Source organism: Novosphingobium sp. (assembly GCF_027486195.1).
Classification (GTDB): domain Bacteria; phylum Pseudomonadota; class Alphaproteobacteria; order Sphingomonadales; family Sphingomonadaceae; genus Novosphingobium.
This window is the reverse complement of the sequence record NZ_JAIXPP010000001.1, coordinates 77130-94807: the sequence shown is the minus strand read 5'-3', so window position 1 is coordinate 94807 and position 17678 is coordinate 77130. Positions and strand designations below refer to the sequence as shown.

The window sequence follows — 17678 nt, the reverse complement described above, 5'->3', positions numbered from 1 at the left end:
CGGGCTGCGGGCGGCCCGGCGCATAGACCGGACCGCCCTCGATCACGCTTAGCTGGAGGGGGCCTTGGGGGCCTCGCCAGCGGTGCTCGGTGTCTGGGCGGCCGGGCCCTCCGGCGCCTTCGCATTGCGGATCGCTGTCTCGAGCTCGGCCTTCGTGTGGTTCATCGTCAGGCCTTTTTCGCCCATCGCGAACTCGGTCAGCGGCATCGAGCCCTTGCCTTGCTCGGTCGCCACCACGACGACATTGCCGTTGACGCTCTCGACCGAGCCGGCCTGCTGGCCGGTGTTGTCATAGACGACGTCGCCCGCCTTGGGCGCGACCGGCGCAGGCGTTGCCGATTGCGGTGCGGGCGCGGTGGTGCTTGCGGGGGGAGCCGCCTGGGCATTCGCAGCGCACGCGCCGAACAGGATGACAGCGCCGCACAGGGCAAGATTCTTCATGTCGACCTCCATTGTGAACCGGTGTGAGCCGGCATGGAGCGACTACGCAGGAGGGAGGGCGGAGTTCCCGGCGCATGGCGGCATGGCCGACGCGCCGCGCCATCCTTGAGGCGAGCCGTGCGGAACATCGCCCGTGCGCGGCGCGTTAGGTCTCGTGGCGACACCCGCCAACAAGGAGATGCGCTCATGCGCTGGATATCAGGATTGATCACTATCGCCGGCCTCTACGGACTGTACCGCGTACTGCGGCAATCAGCGCCGGCCCCGGCAACTTCGCCCGCCGCCTTTTCAGACATGGAAGCGGTGCCGGAGAACATGACCCAGATCCGCAATGCCGGCGTGGAAGCTACTGCGACGCCGCAACAGGATTGGGACGAAGTCGATCAGGCCTCCGACGAGAGCTTTCCGGCGAGTGACCCGGGCGCCAGATACTGACCCGGGTTGGAATGTCAGCGGACTGCGAGGCTGGAACATCTCGCCGCGCGCGCGGTTCAGAATATGTCCGGGGGCGCGGCCCGGGCCCTTCAAACGCCAGGAGCGAAGACATGCCCGACACATTGGATTCCTGTGGAACGCGCGACCTGATTGCCTCCGATCGGGTTGAGGGGACCGTGGTCTTCAATGCCGCAGGCGAGCGCCTCGGCAGCATACAGCGCTTCATGGTCGACAGGAATTCGGGCAAGGCACACTATGCCGTGATGCAGTTCGGCGGCATCATGGGCCTCGGTAATGACTATTATCCGATCCCCTGGGAATTGCTGGTCTATCAGCCGAACCAGGGCGGCTATGTCGTCGATATCACCAAGGAGCAGCTTGGCTGCGCGCCGCACTACCACGTCTCCACGGCGCCCGAATATGACCGAGGCTACAACGAGCGGATCTGTTCGCACTACGGCCTGACGTACTACTGATTGGCAGCGGCGGCCTACTCGGAACTGTCCGAAGCGATCTGTGCCAGCAGGTCGAGAAATTCCTGCGGCACGGGCTCCTGCATCACCGAATTGTAGTAGTCGCGGATGTCCTTGCTCCACGCCGGGTCGGGCATGGAACCATCGTTCACTTCGGGCGCAGCGCTGGCGGCCGTCTGGCCATTCGGCGCAAGTCTTGGTTCAAGGAATGGATCTTTTGCCACAAGTTGTATCCTAGCGAGCTTGACACCCCCCGTCAGCGTGCTCGTTTTCCGCCCGTCGCCCGAATGTAAAAGCATATTCCGTCCCCGGATTCCATTGTCATCTTGCTTCAATCCCGGCGGCCTTTGGTGGCCGCTCAGGACGCCTCACTGCCGGCCGTGCGAGCCGAAAAACAACGCCTGACTGATCGCCGTGCGCACCGTCTCGTCGCGAAACGGCTTGCCGATCAGAAACGCCGGCTCCGGCCGCTCACCTGTCAGCAACAACTCGGGAAAGGCCGTGATGAAGATGACGGGCACGTCGCTCAGTTCGGCAATCGCGTCCATCGCGTCGACGCCCGAACTGCCATCGGCCAGTTGCACATCGCTGAGCACGAGATGGGGCTTCTCCCGCTCGAACAGGATTTTTGCCTGCGCTGCGGTGGTGGCATTGGCGACGACCCGGTGTCCGGCTTCGGCGACGATGCTTTCGAGATGGCTGGCGATAAGGCCCTCGTCCTCGATCACGAGAACCCGCACCGGCTCATCGAGCCCCAGTTCACCGATGGCCTGTTGCACCAGCCCCTCCGCTTCGTTTTCGGGCAGGCCAAGAATGGCTCCGGTCTGCGCCACCGAGAAGCCTTCCAGTTGGTGGAGCAGAAGCGCCTGGCGGGGCAGGCTCGGCACGCGGGCGATCTGTGAGCCGGGGTCGGACAAGGCCCCGGCAGGACTGGGCACCTCCATCGACATCCAGAGCCGGGTGAAGGCGCGAAACAGCGAGATCGGGCCATTGCGGATCTCGGCGCGAACATCGGGATCGTGCAGCGAGCATTCGAGCAGAGCACGCACAACCGCGTCTCCCGCCGATTGCCGGCCTGTCAGCGAGCGCGCGTAGCGCCGCAGGTAGGGCAGCGTCCGCGCCAGTTCGGCACCCGCCCGATCGCGGTTTGCCGGCCCTGGTTCTGTCGGGCTTGAAGTATAGGATGGCGTGCCCATGCGAAGTCCCGTGTGGCAATGCCCGGATGCCGAACCGGATCCGGGCGTTAAGTGGTCATGTGATAAATGGTCAGGCGAGTGCTTGTTCCGGCGCACCGGCAAATAATCAGCGCCAAAGCGCTGTCGGTACGGCAATTGCCACGCTTTGCCGCAAGAGGGGCCCGCCTATCCCCGTTTCCAGTTAAGCACTGATTCGGCAATATTTTTCGCGGATGGGGAACCATTTTCGCGTTCCGCCCGCTTATCCCGGAGAGTGATTGCCCGAACCACTTTATCAGGAAAGTCCAATGACCAAGCTGATCGAGCGCAATGCCGAAGTCGAGCAGGGTGACACCTTGTCCGACGCGGATTTTCACAAGGAACTGGTGGCTTCGATCCCGCACTTGCGCGCCTTTGGCCGCAGCCTGTGCGGGAACCGCGATACCGCCGATGATCTGGCGCAGCAAACCATGCTCAAGGCCTGGGCTGCCCGCGGACGGTTCAGGGCCGGAACCAGTTTTCGGGCGTGGACCTTCACGATCCTGAGGCACCACTACTTCGGCCAGCTGCGGCGCGAGCGGTTCTCGGCTGATTACGATGAAGCTGCGGCCGAGCGCATCCTCAACTGCAAGGGCGATCAGGAATCGCGGCTGGAGACGATTGACGTGCTGCGCGCGCTGGAGTGCCTGCCGGCAACGCAGCGCGAAGTCCTTATCCTGATGGCCATCGGCTCGATGAGCTACGAGGAGATTGCGCAGGTCTGCAACGTGGCGGTCGGCACCATCAAGAGCCGGATTGCGCGTGCTCGTGCGGCGCTTTCCGCTATCCTCGAAGGCGGTGTCCTTCCCGATGCGCGGCACGCCTTCGTGCTGGAAGGCGAAGTCTTCGACGCCTGTCTCGCCAAGTTCCGGGTGATCGCAGCGCACTATCTGAACCGCGCGGCGTAGGGCCCTTCCGACATCTGCGGCCGGGTCTGCTCCTGAACCCCCTTTGCCCGAGCAGAAACGGCCACAGGTCCTTCGGCGGCGCTGCCGCGCAGCGCCGCCGAAGGTTTCCAGCGTGCAGTGCGGATATGGGCAGTGCGGGAGCGGGGGTGTCTACAGCGAAGCTGATCGTGGGCCGGGAGGTTCGTCTGTCGGCCGGTGAATCTCGATGCAGAGCCCGCGCCCGGGGCTCGATTGCTCAAGCCGGGCACCCAGAAAAAGCACCATCGATCGGATGATCTGCGAGCCGAGCCCCGTTCCCGAGGGCGTCATGCTCTTGCCCATTCCCACGCCATCATCCTCCACGCGCAACCGATAGCCGTCGTTCCCTTCGGTGTGGAACGTGATCCGGACCTGGCCGGGTTCGTCCCTTTCGTAGGCATACTTGCAGGCGTTGCTCACCAGTTCGTTGATCAGGACGCCGAGCGTCACGGCAGTGGCGGCGGGCAGCGTTGCGCTCTCGGCCTCGACAAGGATATCGCGCCGCACGCTGTGGGTCGAATAGGTGCGCGAGAGATCGCGGGCCATTCCCTCGATGTAGTCGGCCATGTCGACCTCGCGAATGCTGGCGCCGGAATAGAGCTGCTGGTGGATGCGGGCGATCGCCTGAATCCGGTTCTGGACGTCCTGCAGCATCGCCTTGGCTTCTGCGCCAAGCGCACGGCGGCCCTGGAGGTGAACGAGTGTTGCCACCATCTGCAGGCTGTTGGCGACGCGGTGGTTCACTTCGTGGAGCAGGGCGGCGAGCTGCTTGTTGGTTTCGCGCAGTTCCTGTTCGGCGAGGTCCTTCTGCTTGCGCAGGCGCAAGGTATCGAGGGCCAGATGCAGCGTGCTTGTCAGCAGTTCGAAGTAATCGTCCGGGGCCGATTTCACCACGTAGTCCACCGCGCCTGCCTTGAGCGCGGAAACCGCTATGCTGCTGTCGTCCGACCCGGTGACGTAGATGATCGCAGGCGGCGAGGGCAGGGCCATCAGCTGCTCCAGAGTCTCCATGCCGCTCATGCCGGGCATGACATGATCGAGCACGACGAGATCGAAATGCTGCTGGCGGGCAAGGTGCAGGCCCTCGTGGCCGGAGAGCACACAGGTCATCGTGCAGCCCAGGCTTTCGAGATGGCGCTTGGTGAGGAGGCACAGGCCATCATCATCATCGATGTAGAGAATGTTCGATTCAGAGAGCGGCATCAGCCACCCACGTTCGTCTGGCCCGTTTGTTCATGATGAAAAGTCCTCCTCTTCGCCTGCGCAGCGCACGGGAATGGATAGGATGAAAATGGAGCCTGCGCCCGGCTCGGATTCTACGCTGATCGAGCCGTCGGGCCCTGTTCCGCAAGCTGCCGCGGGTCTCGAGCGCAAGCCATTTGCCAGAAACGACCACCTTGCGCCCCGGTTCCGTCCGGGTTGGCGGGAATCATACCATGGTCGCCAGAAGGTCTTTCAGACGCGCCAGGCCGAAGCCGACTGCGATATCGGAAATCCCGTAGGGCAGGAGGAGCTGGTCATCGCCCACCAGCATGCCGCCGCAACTGTAGACCACATTGGGGACGTAGCCGGCGCGGTCGGCGTTTTCCGCCGTGAGGATCGGGCAGGCCGAGCGGCCGAGCACGCGGCTGGGGTCGTCGCGGTCCAGCAGCGCGCAGCCCAGCGCATACTTGCGCACCGGGCCGACGCCGTGGGTGATCACGAGCCAGCCTTCCGGGATCAGCAGCGGGCTGCCGCAGTTGCCGATCTGGATGAATTCCCACGGAAACTTCGGCTCCATCAGCAGAACGCCGTCATCGTCCCAGGTATCGAGCCGGTCCGAGCGGAGAAGGTAGAGATTCTTGCCGTCCTGCCGGCCCAGCATGCAATATTGATCGCCCACCTTGCGGGGGAACAGCGCCATGCCCTTGTTGCGGCCGGCCTTGCCCTTGATCGGGGTGAGATCGAAGCTGCGGAAATCGCGCGTGCGCATCAGTTCGGAGCGGATCGAGCGCCCGGAATAGGCGGTATAGGTGCCCAGCCATTCGAAATCGCCGTCGCCATGATCGAACCGGGTAAGCCGCAGGTCCTCGAGCCCGTTCGCCTGCTGTTCGGTGATCGGGAAGATCACCGTGTTGGAAAGCGAGCTTTCGGGATTGCACTGGACCGTGACGGTGGCATCGGGGTCGTTGCGCGGGTTGTTGTCCGTTCGCTGCACGCTGGTGGCAAAGGCGGATTCGGGCCAGAGCATGAAGGAACCGTCGGTCTCCACGATCCCGTCGCGAAAGGCGATCGAACTGATGTGACCTTCGCCCACCGCCCGCAGCGAGAGGACGAAGCGCACCGCGCCGTCGTCCATGCCCTGCTGGTTGGGGGCTGGCACGATGCTGGGGTTCATCAGCGCGGCGGCGGCATAGGTATACTCGTGGCAGAAATAGGCACCCAGCAACCGGCGGCGCGCATCCGACAAGGTGCTGCCATCGAGGTGCAGGCTTTCGGCCACCTCGAGATAGCGTGCCTCGAATATGTGCTCGGTCTGCCAATGGCGCGCGCCGAAATCGCGCAGCACGGCCTGGTACTCGTGCTCGATCTCCTCCTCCGGCAGATCCATGACCCCTCGCACCAGCGCCAGCACCCGTCCCTCCGGCGCGCTGGTGGCCTGCCAGCCGAGATGGAACGGGCGCAGCACCGTGCGCGAGGGATCGGCGTGCAGGCGCAGGTCAAGAATGCGCAGCGGACTGACCGGCGAGGCGGGCAAGGGCATGTCGGACATGGCGAGCTGCTGGCCGGCTCAGGCCAGCGCCGCCGTGGAATCCAGATGGGCAGGGAGGCACTGATCGGGCGGCAGGCGCTGATCGGCGGACCGCTGGAGCGCCTTCAGACTGTAGTGCCCGATCTGGTAGGCAAGGATCGATTCCGCGCCGCAGTTTTCGTTCCGCCCGCGCGGGGTCACGCCGTCGCAGCACGAGCCGCTGGCGGGATCGGCAAGCACTACCCCGCGGTCGTTGCCACCGAGGAACCATTGATAGGCGCGCTCGGCGTGGCGCAGCCAGAACGGATCGCGGGTGGCATGCCAGGCGGCGCGCGCGGCTTCGATCGCGGCCTGCGCTTCGAGCGGCTGCTGGTCGAACGGCAGCGAAGTGCCGTTGCTGCCGAAGGTTTCGGAGCCGACCGGGCGGAAATGGCCCGCGGCTGCGGTTTGCACTTCGGCCAGCCAGCGCAGCGTTTCGAGCCCCGTGTCGAGCCAGTCCTGCCGGCCCAGCAGCACGCCGCACTCGATCAAGGCCTGGCTAAGGCGCGGATTGTCGTAAGCGAGCATGAGTTCGAACCATGTCCAGCCCGGACGCTGATGCCGGGACACGAGGCCAGCCAGTGCATCGCAAGTGGCGGCAATGCGGCGTTCGGCAGCCGCGCTGTTTGCTCCGGCGCGCAGCAGGGCGCATGCGCCCAAGGCTCCGAATGCCATCGAACGCGGCGTGTCCAGCGCCTCCAGCGCCGTGGCCGCGTGGTCGAACAGGTTCTCCGCCCAGCTCCGCAACGCCTTGAACGGGCTGTTTTCGACCGTGTGGCCGAGTGACCAGAACCCGCGGCCGTTGGAATCCTGCGATCCCATATCCTCGCACCAGCTGCGATCATAGGCCATGAAGTTGCGGAAGCGGTTCAGATCAGGGTTCCATGCATACTGGACGAAGGCCGCGTAAGTGACGCTCCAGCGGTGGCGCTCGGCCTCGGTGAGCGCGCCTGCGACGTTCATCAGCATGAGCGCCCGGGCGTTGTCATCGATGCAGTAGCCATGCCGGAAATCGGGAATGGCGCCGATGCCGTGCTGGTGCATGCCGGTCGCTTCGCTCATGTGCCAGACGGCGGTGAGCGCTGGGTCCACCGCGGTGCTGGCAGGCCGGGCGCGGGGGGCCTGGGTCCGGCGGAGCAATTGCATGCTGGCGCGCGCGAAACTCGTCCAGATCGTGCGCCGCCCGCGCTCGTATGCGCGCTCCTGCATGGCCAGCAGGCGCGGCGGGCTGGACAGCAGCGCAGTGACCGCCTCGGCGATGGCTTCGGGAGATTCCGGCTCGATCAGGCAGCCGACATCGTCGGCGAGCAGTTCGCGGGCGTGGACGTAGGGCGTCGAGACGACCGCCTTGCCGAGTGCCACCGCGTAGCTGAGCGTGCCCGAAGTGGTCTGGCCGAGGCTGCGATAGGGCGTGAGATAGATGTCGCAGCATTCGAGCTGGCCGAGCAGTTCGTCGATGGCGAGGAAGCGGTTGTCCCACTGAATGCTCTCTGCGACGCCGAGCCGCTGGGCGAGGTCCTCCAGCATCGCGCGGTAGCTTTCGCCCTCGCGCGCGGCGGTGACCGGGTGGGTGGCGCCGATGATGCGGTAGATGGCATCGGGGTGCTGCGCGAGGATGGCCGGCATCGCGGCGATGGCCACATCGATGCCCTTGCCGGGGCTAAGCAGGCCGAAGGTGGTGAGCACCTTGCGGCCTTCGAGCCCCATCCGCTGCTTGGCGGCTTCGGCCTTGCCGAAGGGCCGGTCGGGCGCGCCATGCTCGATCACGTCGACGATCTCGCGGCGGGCGCGGTAGACCGAAACGAGGATCTCGCGGCTCTGCTGCGACATGACCATGATGCGCGAGCAGCGCTGGACGAGATGCTCCATCACCGCGCGCTGGCCCTCGCTGGGCGAGGCGAGCACGGTGTGGAACGTGACGATCATCGGCGCGGCCACACGATCGACCAGTTCGGTGATCAGCTGGCCATCCTTGCCGCCGAAAATGCCGAACTCATGCTGGATCCACACGACATCGGTGCCGCTGGCGTTGATGGCCCGCGCCGCTTCTGCGTAACTGCCGGGCGTTTCTGCCGCGATGAGGGCGATGTCATCGGCATAGACGTGCTGACGGCCGGGTGCCTCCAGCGCGTATACATCGAGGCCAACCTCGGGAAAGTGCGAGGCGAGCTGCTCGCACAAGTCGGCGGTGAAGGTGGCGATGCCGCAGCTGCGCGGCGCATATGTGCCGACCACGGCGACGCGCATCGCGGCGTGGAGCCCGTAGGCCGGGCGCGTGAGGATCGAGTGCAGTTCGGCAGGCCTGTCTGCGCGGGGCACCGACGCGAGCGGCGCGCCGGGCGCCATGGCGGTGTACTGTCTGATGGTCATTGCGGGTCCTTCTTGGGCAAGCGCCTTTACAACGGGCCAGCGCCAATGATGTTCCCCGCCGCCATCACGGCATGGCGCAAGATCGGGCGGATCAGCGCGTTTGCGTCGAAAAAACGGGCATTTGCTGAAGACTTCCGGAACCCGGGGCTGGTTGAAGGCTTTCCAGTGCTTGCACTGGCCAAGGAAAAAATCATGCCCTTTACTCTGCCGCCACTTCCCTACGCACCGGATGCGCTTGCGCCGCACATGTCTGCCGAGACGCTTGCGTACCACCACGGCAAGCACCACCTGGCCTATGTCGACAAGACCAATCAGCTGATGGTGGAGGCCGGGCTGCAAGGCCGTTCCCTCGTCGATGTGATCCGTTCGGCGGAGTCCGATCCCTTGCGCAACAATGCCGGCCAGCTTTGGAATCACAGCTTCTTCTGGCAATGCCTTTCGCCCGAACCGACCAGCCCGCCGGAAGCGCTGCTGCACCTCATCACGCGGGATTTCGGATCGCTTGAGGCGCTCACCAAGGCGCTCGCCGAGACCGCTATAGCGCATTTCGGCAGCGGCTGGGCCTGGCTGGTGCTGGAAGAGGGCGTGCTTCGCGTCACCTCGCTGTATGATGGCGATACGCCCATCGCGCATGGCGGCATGGCGCCGCTGCTCACGCTCGATCTGTGGGAGCACGCTTACTACATCGATTACCGCAACGCCCGGCCCAAATACGTCGAGGCGCTGTTGAGCGCGCTGATCAACTGGGAGTTCGCCGCGCTCAATCTCGATGGGAACGGCACCCTGCGCGCGAATCAGGACTGACGGGCCAGGACTGATGGGCCAGGACTGGCGGGCGCAACGCCTTCGCCAAAGCCGGTGGTCTATGCCGGGCGGTCCATCAAGGACCGCTGGCGGCCTTCTGCAGGAGTCCGGGATCGAGCGATGCGCTTGGTTCGGACTGCATGGTCAATGCCAGAACAGGACGAGGAGGATGATGATCGGCAGCGGGATGCCCAGCAGCCAGAGAAGTATGCCCTTGCCCATATTGTTATCCTTGTCGGTTTGAGTGGCAGTGTCCGCACAATCCGCGCGCCGGGGATTTGTTCCCGTCACGAAGCATTCCCGGCTCTGGTCCGCTGGACGTTCTGACGGCATCTCCATGATGATCGCGACCAACCTCGCGCCGCGCTGCGAGGCAACCTGATCAAGCTTTGCGCCAGGGCGTGCCGGAACCCTCCGCCTCCCCGCACGTTTGGTGAGGGATCCCGGCCCGCACAGCGCGCCGAACATTCCCGACGATCAAGGACATGCAATGGCCACCTCCGCTACTCTCCCGCATCCCGCGTTCACGCCCGTCGATGTTTTGCGTGCGCAGGCGCGCCAGCATGTCGAGACGGGCCCGGTCACCGTGTCCTATCCCGAAGACCGCGACGTGATCGTCGAGCATCTTGGCCGGGCGCTGGCCACCGAATGGGTCTGCGTCCTGCGCTATCTGCGCCACGCCTATTGTATTACTGGCGTCGTTGCCGAACCGATCAAGGCGCACTTCCTGCAGCATGCGCGCGAGGAGCAGGCGCATGCCCACAAGCTGGCCGAACGCATCGTGCAACTGGGGGCAGAGCCCGATCTCGATCCCGCTACGTTCGCCGCACGTTCCCATGCGGAATATGTCCCCGCCAGCACGACCGAGCAGATGATCCGCGAAAACCTCATCGCCGAGCGCATCGCGGTGGAGGCCTACCGCGAGTTCATCCAGTTCCTTGGCGATCGTGATCCGACCACCCGCATCATGCTCGAGGCAATCCTCGCGCAGGAGGAGGAGCACGCGGACGATCTGCGCGATCTGCTCACCTGAGCGATCTGCCGCCAAAGCAATACAGGCCCATCACCAATCCCGCATAACCTGCTCAAAGGAAAACAGATTTATGGAACAGACAACAAACATCAGCGAAGGTATCCGCACCGCCATGGCGACGCCGATTGCGGCGCGGATCACCGAAGCGTTCGAGGACAATCCGCTGCTTGCCTCCGCAGCCGCCTTTGCGACAACGCGCATCGCACTGCGTTCGCTGACGGGCCTTGTGGCCGTGGGGCTGATCGCCGGCGGATTGATCTATGTGCAGCAGAACCGCTCCGCCAGCCTTGATGACGCCCGCAGGCTCGCGCGCAAGGCGAAGAAGAAGGCTGCAAAGGAGTTGCGCAAGGTGTCCGAAGCCGTCACAGCCTGAAACGAGGATCGCGCCTGCCCGGCCAGAGTAGCCGGCAGGCGCGACCAGCCAGCGGGCGAAATCCGTCGCTCCAGCCACACCCGAAAAAGTTTATTTGCGATGGCCCGCTGCAAAGCGGAACTTCCCGGCTGCGCAAGCATTATGGGTTCCGGGAGGCATCGTGAATAACGATAAGGATAAACGATGGCTGGCGTTCTGGAGTCCGTGGGCGACGTTGTTCCCCCGCGCGGAATATGTCTATCTGACAGTGCCTTTCGAACCGAGCTGACCGAATCCGCCCTGCATTTGCGGGCATTCGCGAGATCTCTGTGCGGCAATCGGGATACGGCTGACGATCTCACTCAGGAAACCCTGATGCGCGCGTGGGCTGCGCGCGAACGGTTCGCGGCCGGTACCAGTTTCAAGGCCTGGACCTTCACCATCCTGCGCAACGTCTATTTCGGCCAGATCCGCCGCCTGCGGTTTGTGGGCGAGTACAACGAGATCGAGGCCGAACGGGTGCTCAGCACGCCTGCCAAGCAGGATGTCGGCCTCGAGGCCACCGATGTACTGCGCGCCATGATGCTCCTCCCCGCTGCCCAGCGCGAAGTCTTGATCCTCGCTGCGGTCGGCCATGTCAGCTACCGCGAGATGGCGGAGATCTGCGGCGTGGCTGTCGGCACGATCAAGAGCCGCATCGCCCGCGCCCGGGCCAGCCTTTCCGCCACGATCGAAAGCGGCATCCTGCCCGATTATCGGCACAACTACGTCCTCAAGGGCGAAGTGCTGGACGCGTTCGTTGTCGAGCTTGGCAGGATCGCCCCGCAGCACGTCATCGATAGGCACCACGCCTAACCTGCGGACGCGGCGTTCCGCAGCGCGGCAGCCATAGTTCTGAACAGACAGGGTTGGGAGCCGCAGGCCTCCCAGCCAGTCTTCATTCCCTATCATATGGAAACTGTCATTCACCTCACCGGGGTGAGTTGCGGCAAATATATCACGCTTTCACCAATTACGATCTGAAATATTCCAACAGGGAACCAGATCGTCGCCCAAATATTTAGAACTTCGTTCATCGAGGAAATATTCATGGTCAATAGAAATAATCATGCGCCCGTTGCCAATACAGCCAATGCACGGCTGCAATATCGGATCGGCTGCGCCCTTGCCGCACTGTGCGTGGGCAGCTTTGCCTCGCCGGCCTTCGCTGCCAATGAATGCGGCGTGCCTTCGGGCGGCACCGTCACCTGCGCTCCGAGCGCGGGCAATTACCCCACTGGCGTTACCTACATCGCGCCGACCGATATCACCGTGAACGCCCCCGCCGACGTCACGGTCGCCACGACTGCGCCCGCCACCAACGGCTTCACGATCATCGGTACGCAGGCCGCCACCCTTGACGGCGCGGCAACCGTGTCGACAACCGGAGACGGCAGCAACGGTGTGTACCTCATCACCGGCACGGGCCCCGCAATGGTCAATGTCGGTAATGTCAGCACCTCAGGGGCGCTTGCCGCGGGTGTTATCGCCACCGGCGGGCCGAACCAGTCTGTTTCGGTGCGCACCGGCGACGTCGCGACCACGGGCACGACGCCGAACGCCGTGTTGATGCTGCCTGGCAGCACCGCTGTTACCGCAGCCACGACTGGGGCCGGCAATGTCGCTCTCACCACAGGGATGCTAAGCACGTCTGCCAACGGGGCCTCAGGTGCTGTGGGCTTTACCGATACCGGGAACGTTGCAATCACGACGGACGCCGTCACTACGCTGGGTGACAACACCAATAGTGTCTTTGCGCGCAGCACTACCGGCAATGTCGCTGTCACAGTCAATGGCCCGATTTCCGCCGCTGGTTCCAACGCCTATGGTGTGCAGGCCAATGCGCCCGGCGGCAGTGCCACTGTGCAGGTCCAGGATGTGACCATGACCGGCGCAGCAGCCACCAACGGCGTGACGGCGATCGCCGGCGCGGGCGGAGCCACTATCGCTGCCCGCGATGTGAGCGTCGCCGGGGCGCTCGGCAACGGCCTTACCGCAACCTCGATCGGCGGGCCGGCCACGATTGCGGCGCGCGCAATCCGTGCAACCGGCACCGGCAACACCGCCGCCGCCGCCACTTCGGACATAGGCAATGCCTCGATCGTCACCACCGGTGATGTCGTCTCCTCCGGGCGCGGCAACCTCGGCCTTATCGCCACTTCCCTTACAGGCAACGCTGCAGTGACCGCGACCAACGTCTCGACCGTCGCTGCCGATCCTGCGGATGCGGCGCTGGGCGGCAATGCGGTTTTCGCCAGCGGCGCCAACGCCTCCGCCGTGGTGACTGGAACGGCTGCCACCAGCGGCACCGCCCAACCGGGCGTGCCGATCTATAGCGGCGACGCTGTGAGTGCGATTGCCACCAATGGCAACGCCGTGATCACCGCGCAGAATGCCTCGACCCTTGGCGCCGGCGCCCGCGCGCTGACCGCAACGGCGACTGGCGGCAACGCAACGATCACCGCCAATGGCAATACTGCGACCCAGGGCATCAATGCCGATGGCATCAGCGCGGTCTCCACTACGGGAGCTGCCAGTGTCGCCAATGCCGGCCATGTCACCACCACCGGTGACGGCAGCCGCGGCATCTATGCCAGCGGGGTGACCGGCGCGACCGTAACCGGCGGCGGCACCGTTGATACCACCGGCGCGCTTGCCCACGGCATCTACGCTGTCTCGACCACCGGCCCCGTCAGCGTCACCACCGGCGCGGTCACCACCACCGGCCTTTCGAGCGATGGCATCCGCGCCATGGCCGACACCGGCGCCGTGACGGTGAACGGCACCACCGTTCGCACCACTGGCAACACCGCCAACGGCGTCAACGCCTTCGGCGCCGGGCCGGTCTCCGTTACCACGGGTACCGTCACTACGCTGGGCACCGGCTCCAATGGCATCCTCGCCGTAAGCACTGCAGGTCCGGTCACGGTCAATGCCGGTACCACCACGGTCAGCGGCGCAGGCGGCAATGCCATCCAGGCGCGCGGCACCGGTCCTGTCCTCGTCACGAGCGGCAGTGCCAGCGCCACCACCGGAGATGCGATCGTGGCCGCTTCCACCGCCGGTCCGGCAACCGTTACGCTGGCCCCGGGTCAGGTTACCTCGACCGCCGGCAACGGCGTGATGATCACGAGCGCCACCACCGCCACGCTGAACACGGCAAGCGGCACGACAGTGAACGGCGGGCTTAACGGTGCCGTGCTCGCTGGCGGCACCGGCAGCACGGTGAACAACGCCGGCACGTTGCAGGGCAGGGTCTACGCGGTTTCCGCAAATGGCGGCCCCGCCACGGTCAACAACTCCGGCATGGTCCGGGGCGCGGTGGCCCTCAATGGCGTAGGCAGCACCTTCAACAACACCGGAACGTTCGATGCAGCAGGGGTCAGCACCTTTGGTGCCGGTTCGGCGCTGAACAACTCAGGCCTCCTGCAGGTGCGATCCGCCGGCGCAGTACCGGGCACTGCCACGCTGACCGGGCTCGGCACCCTTAACAACTCCGGGCTCATCGATCTGCGCAGCGGGGCGATTGGCAACACGCTGACCACCACCGGCAACTACGTCGGCAGTGGGAATGCCCAGCTCGGGGTAAGGATTGCCCCCGGTATGGCCATTCCGGCCGACCAGTTGATCGTCGGCGGTTCGGCCACGGGTTCGACCCGGGTCGCCTTCGACCTCGCTTCGGGTGCGCAGCCGCTGTTCAACATGGGCACGACGATCGTGCAGGCCGGCACCGGCTCGACCGCCGGGGCCTTCGTGGTCGATCCGGCCCGGCAGAACGCCGGTCTGGTGCGCTATGATGTGGTCTTCAATCCGACCACCTCCGACTATGCCCTCGTCGCCGGCCCGAGCGATGCGGCCTACCACATGCTCGGCTATCAGAACGCGCTGGGCAGCATGTGGTACAAGTCTGCCGATGCCGTCACCACCGAACTGCGCACCAAGCGTGACACCTTGTGGAACATGGGCGGCACCGCGCCATCCGGTCGTTTCTGGCTCTCGATGGGCGCCTCGGTCGAGAACACGCGCGGCTATCGCAACTTCGGCACGCTCGGCCAGACCAACCTGACCGACACGGCCGCGCATCAGGACTTCTTCGGCGGACAGGTCGGACTTGATCTGACCGGCGGGGTTTCGGATCGCGGCGGGTTCTCGGTCGGGGTTACCGGCGGCTTCATCCACTCGATGACCAGCCTCGGCCACTCCACCGACAACCTCAGGATCAACGGCGCAAACGGCGGCGTTTATGCCAGCTTCACCACTGGCAATGTCTTCGCCACGGTGCTGGGCAAATACGATCACTACTGGGCCCGTGCGGAAAGCCAGACCGCCGGTTTCAGCCAGGACTTCCGCGGCCATGCCTATGGCGCGCGTGGCGAGCTGGGCGCCCGCTTCGGCAGCAACAGCTTCTTCATGGAGCCAGTTGCCCAGATCTCGTGGATCCGCAGCACGCTCAATCCCTTCGCTTTTGAAGGCACGCGCGTCGATTTCGACAACCGTGAAGGCGTGCGCGGCAAGCTGGGTGCCCGGATCGGTGGCAACACCGGCATCGGCAACGGTGACAAGATGGCCTTCTACGCTGGCGGAAACTACGTCCATGAATTCAAGGGCCAGGACCGCGTTACCTTCAGCAACCTTGGCGGCACGTTCACCGTCGATGGCCAGAAGCGCCGCGATTACGGCGAAGCTGTCGCCGGCTTCAACATCGCCAATGGCCGTGCGATGACGACCTTCATGGAAGGCACCTACGAGCATTCCTTCGGCAGCAGCGCCAATGGCCAGCTGACACAGGAAGGCTTCGGCGGCCGCGCAGGCATTCGCTTCCGGTTCTGATCCCCGTCCTGCCCCGTAGCACAGAAGCGCCGCGTTCCTCCGGGAGCGCGGCGTCTTTGTTTGGCGCGCCCACGCCACAGGCCAGCGCGGAACAATGCGCGGCGCGCGTCGTTATGCTTGCAGCAGTAATCGGCCGTTTGCGCCCCGGCGTTTCGGCACCGTTTCTGCTGATCAAGGAGCACGCACAATGGATCTCTTCAGCATCATTATCGTTCTGGTCGTGGCCGGGGTACTTCTCTGGCTGATCAACACTTACGTGCCGATGCAGGGCACCATCAAATCGCTGCTCAACGGTGTCGTCATCATCGTGTTGGTGATCTGGCTGCTGCAGGTCTTTGGCGTGCTGAGCGGCATCGGATCGCCCCGCATCCACACGTGATCGCATGACACGCGGGTGGACCGGCCCGCGCTGTTGCAATTGAGCAACGATCAGGCGGCCTCACCACAAAACAGACCTGCAGCGGCACGCTCAGGCAACAATCGGCGGATTCAACGCTTTCTTGCACGCGTGAAACGCGCCGAAACGAGGAAACCCATATGAGAAAACTGCTCTTAGCTGCTGCTCTTGCGTCAACTGCAATGGCAGGGACAGCCTGGGCTGATGAGTCCGGGCCTTATGTCACCATTGAAGGTGGCGCGGTCAAACAGGAGCGTTCGGATGTCCGTGCGGATGGATCGTCCGTCCGTTCGGACAAGTTCAACACCGGCTGGGAAGCGGGCGGTGCAATTGGCTACGATTTCGGGCATTTCAGGCTCGAGGCGGAAGGCTTCTATGCCCGCTCGAAGCTGAAATCGCAGAGCCGGGATGTGGCCGGCGTGCCGGCGTTTCTCACCCGTGATGATGGCACACTCGGCGGTGACACCTCGACCTGGGCAGCGATGGGCAACGCGCTCATCGGCCTTGGCCATTGGGGCGGCATCAAGGCCTATGTCGGCGGCGGTGCCGGCTATGCGCGGACCCGTCTTTACGAAGTGACTGCCTATGGCGATGACGTGCGTGACAGGTCTTCGGGCTTTGCCTGGCAGGCGCTTGCCGGGGTCACCGTGCCGCTCGGCCGCAATGTCGATCTTGGCGTGCGCTATCGCTACTTCCGCCCCGACGAGGGCAACTTCCTGACCGTGGCCAACCGGGACGCGCGCGCTTCGCTGCGTTCGCATTCGCTGCTGGCGACGCTGACGTTCAACTTCGGCCGGGCTCAGGAAGCGCCACCCGAACCTGCGCCGGCCACCGAACCGCCGCCGCCGCCGCCTCCTCCTCCGCCGCCCCCGCCGCCCCCGCCACCGCCGCCTGCGCCGGTGTGCAACAAGGGCCCCTACATCGTGTTCTTCGATTGGGACCGGGCAGATGTCTCGGCCGAGGCCGCCTCGATCCTCGACAACGCGGTGACCGCCTACAGCAACTGCGCCAACGTGCCGATCCAGCTCGATGGCTATACCGATCTCTCGGGTACGGCGCGGTACAATCTGGATCTCTCGGCCCGCCGCAACAGCGCGGTCCAGGGCTATCTGACCACGCATGGCGTGCCCGCCACGCAAATCGCAACCAAGGCCTATGGCATGGCCAATCCGCGCGTGCCGACGGCACCGGGCGTGCGTGAACTGCAAAACCGCCGGGTGGAAATCACCTACGGACCGAACGCCGGATTCTGATCCCCCCCAGAATCCGGAATGGGAAAGGGCTGGAGTTCGCTCCAGCCCTTTTTCTTGCGATGGACGCGATTGTGAAGGGGGAGATTGCCCCCCGCCCTGTGCAGGACGGGGGCAATCCCGGGCCTTACTTGCCGAGCGCGGCCTTGCCTTTGCCCACTGCGGTCTGCACCTTGCCCTTGACGTCCTGCGCGGCGCCCTCGGCAGCGAGCGAGGCGTCACCGGTTTCCTTGCCGATGGTTTCCTTGATCTTGCCGGCCACCGAATTGGCCGCGCCGGCGATGCGATCAGATGTCGAACCCATGATGTGTCTCCCAGATGCGCGAAGGCAGGATGACCTTCTG

Annotated in this window: 18 protein-coding genes; 10 read left to right on the top strand and 8 right to left on the bottom strand. The window is 64.7% G+C overall.

Translation table 11 applies throughout. The annotated features are described in order from the left end of the window. Nucleotides 1-48 precede the first annotated feature (48 nt). Nucleotides 49-441 carry a hypothetical protein gene (locus Q0071_RS00430; RefSeq protein WP_298164044.1) on the bottom strand — a complete coding sequence of 131 codons (393 nt, stop codon included), beginning with the start codon at nt 439-441 and terminating at the stop codon, nt 49-51. A gap of 186 nt (nt 442-627) precedes the next feature. On the opposite strand from Q0071_RS00430, the gene Q0071_RS00425 reads away from it, so the two are divergent. Both Q0071_RS00425 and Q0071_RS00420 read left to right on the top strand, forming a co-directional pair. Beyond that, complete coding sequence (locus Q0071_RS00425; RefSeq protein WP_298164042.1) at nt 628-876, top strand: hypothetical protein; 249 nt, start codon at nt 628-630, stop codon at nt 874-876. Nucleotides 877-986: 110 nt separating this feature from the next. Beyond that, nucleotides 987-1352: a PRC-barrel domain-containing protein gene (locus Q0071_RS00420; protein ID WP_298164040.1), complete on the top strand. Its 366-nt coding sequence runs from the start codon at nt 987-989 to the stop codon at nt 1350-1352. A gap of 14 nt (nt 1353-1366) precedes the next feature. Here Q0071_RS00420 and Q0071_RS00415 read toward each other — a convergent pair whose 3' ends face one another. Then, entirely contained in the window at nt 1367-1573 is a 207-nt protein-coding gene (locus Q0071_RS00415) for a NepR family anti-sigma factor (RefSeq protein ID WP_298164038.1), read from the bottom strand. A gap of 144 nt (nt 1574-1717) precedes the next feature. Next, a complete protein-coding gene (locus Q0071_RS00410; protein ID WP_298164036.1) occupies nt 1718-2545 on the bottom strand; it encodes a response regulator in 828 nt (275 codons plus the stop codon). A 287-nt stretch (nt 2546-2832) separates the two neighbouring features. Between Q0071_RS00410 and Q0071_RS00405 the strand changes: the two genes are divergently transcribed. Further along, complete coding sequence (locus tag Q0071_RS00405) at nt 2833-3471, top strand: sigma-70 family RNA polymerase sigma factor (protein ID WP_298164034.1); 639 nt, start codon at nt 2833-2835, stop codon at nt 3469-3471. 150 nt (nt 3472-3621) lie between these two features. On the opposite strand, the gene Q0071_RS00400 is transcribed toward Q0071_RS00405, so the two are convergent. The 3 genes from Q0071_RS00400 to Q0071_RS00390 form a co-directional block, all read right to left on the bottom strand. After that, nucleotides 3622-4692, bottom strand: coding sequence for a histidine kinase dimerization/phosphoacceptor domain -containing protein (locus Q0071_RS00400; RefSeq protein WP_298164032.1), 1071 nt, complete (start codon nt 4690-4692; stop codon nt 3622-3624). Nucleotides 4693-4918: 226 nt separating this feature from the next. Continuing rightward, nucleotides 4919-6232, bottom strand: coding sequence for a glycoside hydrolase family 130 protein (locus tag Q0071_RS00395; RefSeq protein ID WP_298164030.1), 1314 nt, complete (start codon nt 6230-6232; stop codon nt 4919-4921). A 27-nt stretch (nt 6233-6259) separates the two neighbouring features. Beyond that, the gene (locus Q0071_RS00390) at nt 6260-8629 is read right to left on the bottom strand and encodes a glycosyltransferase family 4 protein (protein WP_298164028.1); all 2370 of its coding nucleotides are present in this window, start codon (nt 8627-8629) and stop codon (nt 6260-6262) included. Between the two features lie 192 nt (nt 8630-8821). Here Q0071_RS00390 and Q0071_RS00385 point away from each other — a divergent pair, with 192 nt between their 5' ends. After that, complete coding sequence (locus tag Q0071_RS00385) at nt 8822-9433, top strand: superoxide dismutase (RefSeq protein WP_298164027.1); 612 nt, start codon at nt 8822-8824, stop codon at nt 9431-9433. Between the two features lie 144 nt (nt 9434-9577). Here Q0071_RS00385 and Q0071_RS00380 read toward each other — a convergent pair whose 3' ends face one another. Further along, on the bottom strand, nt 9578-9901 hold the full coding sequence (locus Q0071_RS00380) for a hypothetical protein (RefSeq protein WP_298164025.1): 324 nt from the start codon (nt 9899-9901) through the stop codon (nt 9578-9580). A 22-nt stretch (nt 9902-9923) separates the two neighbouring features. On the opposite strand from Q0071_RS00380, the gene Q0071_RS00375 reads away from it, so the two are divergent. The 6 genes from Q0071_RS00375 to Q0071_RS00350 all read left to right on the top strand — a co-directional run bounded on the left by Q0071_RS00375 (nt 9924) and on the right by Q0071_RS00350 (nt 17337). Continuing rightward, the gene (locus tag Q0071_RS00375) at nt 9924-10466 is read left to right on the top strand and encodes a ferritin-like domain-containing protein (protein ID WP_298164023.1); all 543 of its coding nucleotides are present in this window, start codon (nt 9924-9926) and stop codon (nt 10464-10466) included. Between the two features lie 70 nt (nt 10467-10536). After that, entirely contained in the window at nt 10537-10839 is a 303-nt protein-coding gene (locus Q0071_RS00370) for a hypothetical protein (RefSeq protein ID WP_298164021.1), read from the top strand. Between the two features lie 183 nt (nt 10840-11022). Continuing rightward, on the top strand, nt 11023-11673 hold the full coding sequence (locus Q0071_RS00365; RefSeq protein ID WP_298164019.1) for a sigma-70 family RNA polymerase sigma factor: 651 nt from the start codon (nt 11023-11025) through the stop codon (nt 11671-11673). A 234-nt stretch (nt 11674-11907) separates the two neighbouring features. Then, complete coding sequence (locus tag Q0071_RS00360; RefSeq protein WP_298164017.1) at nt 11908-15687, top strand: autotransporter outer membrane beta-barrel domain-containing protein; 3780 nt, start codon at nt 11908-11910, stop codon at nt 15685-15687. A gap of 187 nt (nt 15688-15874) precedes the next feature. Beyond that, nucleotides 15875-16066, top strand: a complete 192-nt coding sequence (locus tag Q0071_RS00355; RefSeq protein ID WP_298164015.1) for a Thivi_2564 family membrane protein — start codon at nt 15875-15877, stop codon at nt 16064-16066. 158 nt (nt 16067-16224) lie between these two features. Further along, on the top strand, nt 16225-17337 hold the full coding sequence (locus tag Q0071_RS00350) for an OmpA family protein (RefSeq protein WP_298164013.1): 1113 nt from the start codon (nt 16225-16227) through the stop codon (nt 17335-17337). 124 nt (nt 17338-17461) lie between these two features. Here the strand turns inward: Q0071_RS00350 and Q0071_RS00345 are convergent, their stop codons facing one another. Beyond that, the gene (locus tag Q0071_RS00345; protein ID WP_298164012.1) at nt 17462-17638 is read right to left on the bottom strand and encodes a CsbD family protein; all 177 of its coding nucleotides are present in this window, start codon (nt 17636-17638) and stop codon (nt 17462-17464) included. Nucleotides 17639-17678 lie beyond the last annotated feature (40 nt).

Bases quoted from the DNA above. Each gene is read 5' to 3' on its own strand.
- Q0071_RS00430 (WP_298164044.1), bottom strand. From the start codon at position 441: ATGAAGAATCTTGCCCTGTGCGGCGCTGTCATCCTGTTCGGCGCGTGC.
- Q0071_RS00425 (WP_298164042.1), top strand. From the start codon at position 628: ATGCGCTGGATATCAGGATTGATCACTATCGCCGGCCTCTACGGACTG.
- Q0071_RS00420 (WP_298164040.1), top strand. From the start codon at position 987: ATGCCCGACACATTGGATTCCTGTGGAACGCGCGACCTGATTGCCTCC.
- Q0071_RS00410 (WP_298164036.1), bottom strand. From the start codon at position 2,545: ATGGGCACGCCATCCTATACTTCAAGCCCGACAGAACCAGGGCCGGCA.
- Q0071_RS00405 (WP_298164034.1), top strand. From the start codon at position 2,833: ATGACCAAGCTGATCGAGCGCAATGCCGAAGTCGAGCAGGGTGACACC.
- Q0071_RS00400 (WP_298164032.1), bottom strand. From the start codon at position 4,692: ATGCCGCTCTCTGAATCGAACATTCTCTACATCGATGATGATGATGGC.
- Q0071_RS00395 (WP_298164030.1), bottom strand. From the start codon at position 6,232: ATGCCCTTGCCCGCCTCGCCGGTCAGTCCGCTGCGCATTCTTGACCTG.
- Q0071_RS00390 (WP_298164028.1), bottom strand. From the start codon at position 8,629: ATGACCATCAGACAGTACACCGCCATGGCGCCCGGCGCGCCGCTCGCG.
- Q0071_RS00385 (WP_298164027.1), top strand. From the start codon at position 8,822: ATGCCCTTTACTCTGCCGCCACTTCCCTACGCACCGGATGCGCTTGCG.
- Q0071_RS00380 (WP_298164025.1), bottom strand. From the start codon at position 9,901: ATGTTCGGCGCGCTGTGCGGGCCGGGATCCCTCACCAAACGTGCGGGG.
- Q0071_RS00375 (WP_298164023.1), top strand. From the start codon at position 9,924: ATGGCCACCTCCGCTACTCTCCCGCATCCCGCGTTCACGCCCGTCGAT.
- Q0071_RS00370 (WP_298164021.1), top strand. From the start codon at position 10,537: ATGGAACAGACAACAAACATCAGCGAAGGTATCCGCACCGCCATGGCG.
- Q0071_RS00365 (WP_298164019.1), top strand. From the start codon at position 11,023: ATGGCTGGCGTTCTGGAGTCCGTGGGCGACGTTGTTCCCCCGCGCGGA.
- Q0071_RS00360 (WP_298164017.1), top strand. From the start codon at position 11,908: ATGGTCAATAGAAATAATCATGCGCCCGTTGCCAATACAGCCAATGCA.
- Q0071_RS00355 (WP_298164015.1), top strand. From the start codon at position 15,875: ATGGATCTCTTCAGCATCATTATCGTTCTGGTCGTGGCCGGGGTACTT.
- Q0071_RS00350 (WP_298164013.1), top strand. From the start codon at position 16,225: ATGAGAAAACTGCTCTTAGCTGCTGCTCTTGCGTCAACTGCAATGGCA.
- Q0071_RS00345 (WP_298164012.1), bottom strand. From the start codon at position 17,638: ATGGGTTCGACATCTGATCGCATCGCCGGCGCGGCCAATTCGGTGGCC.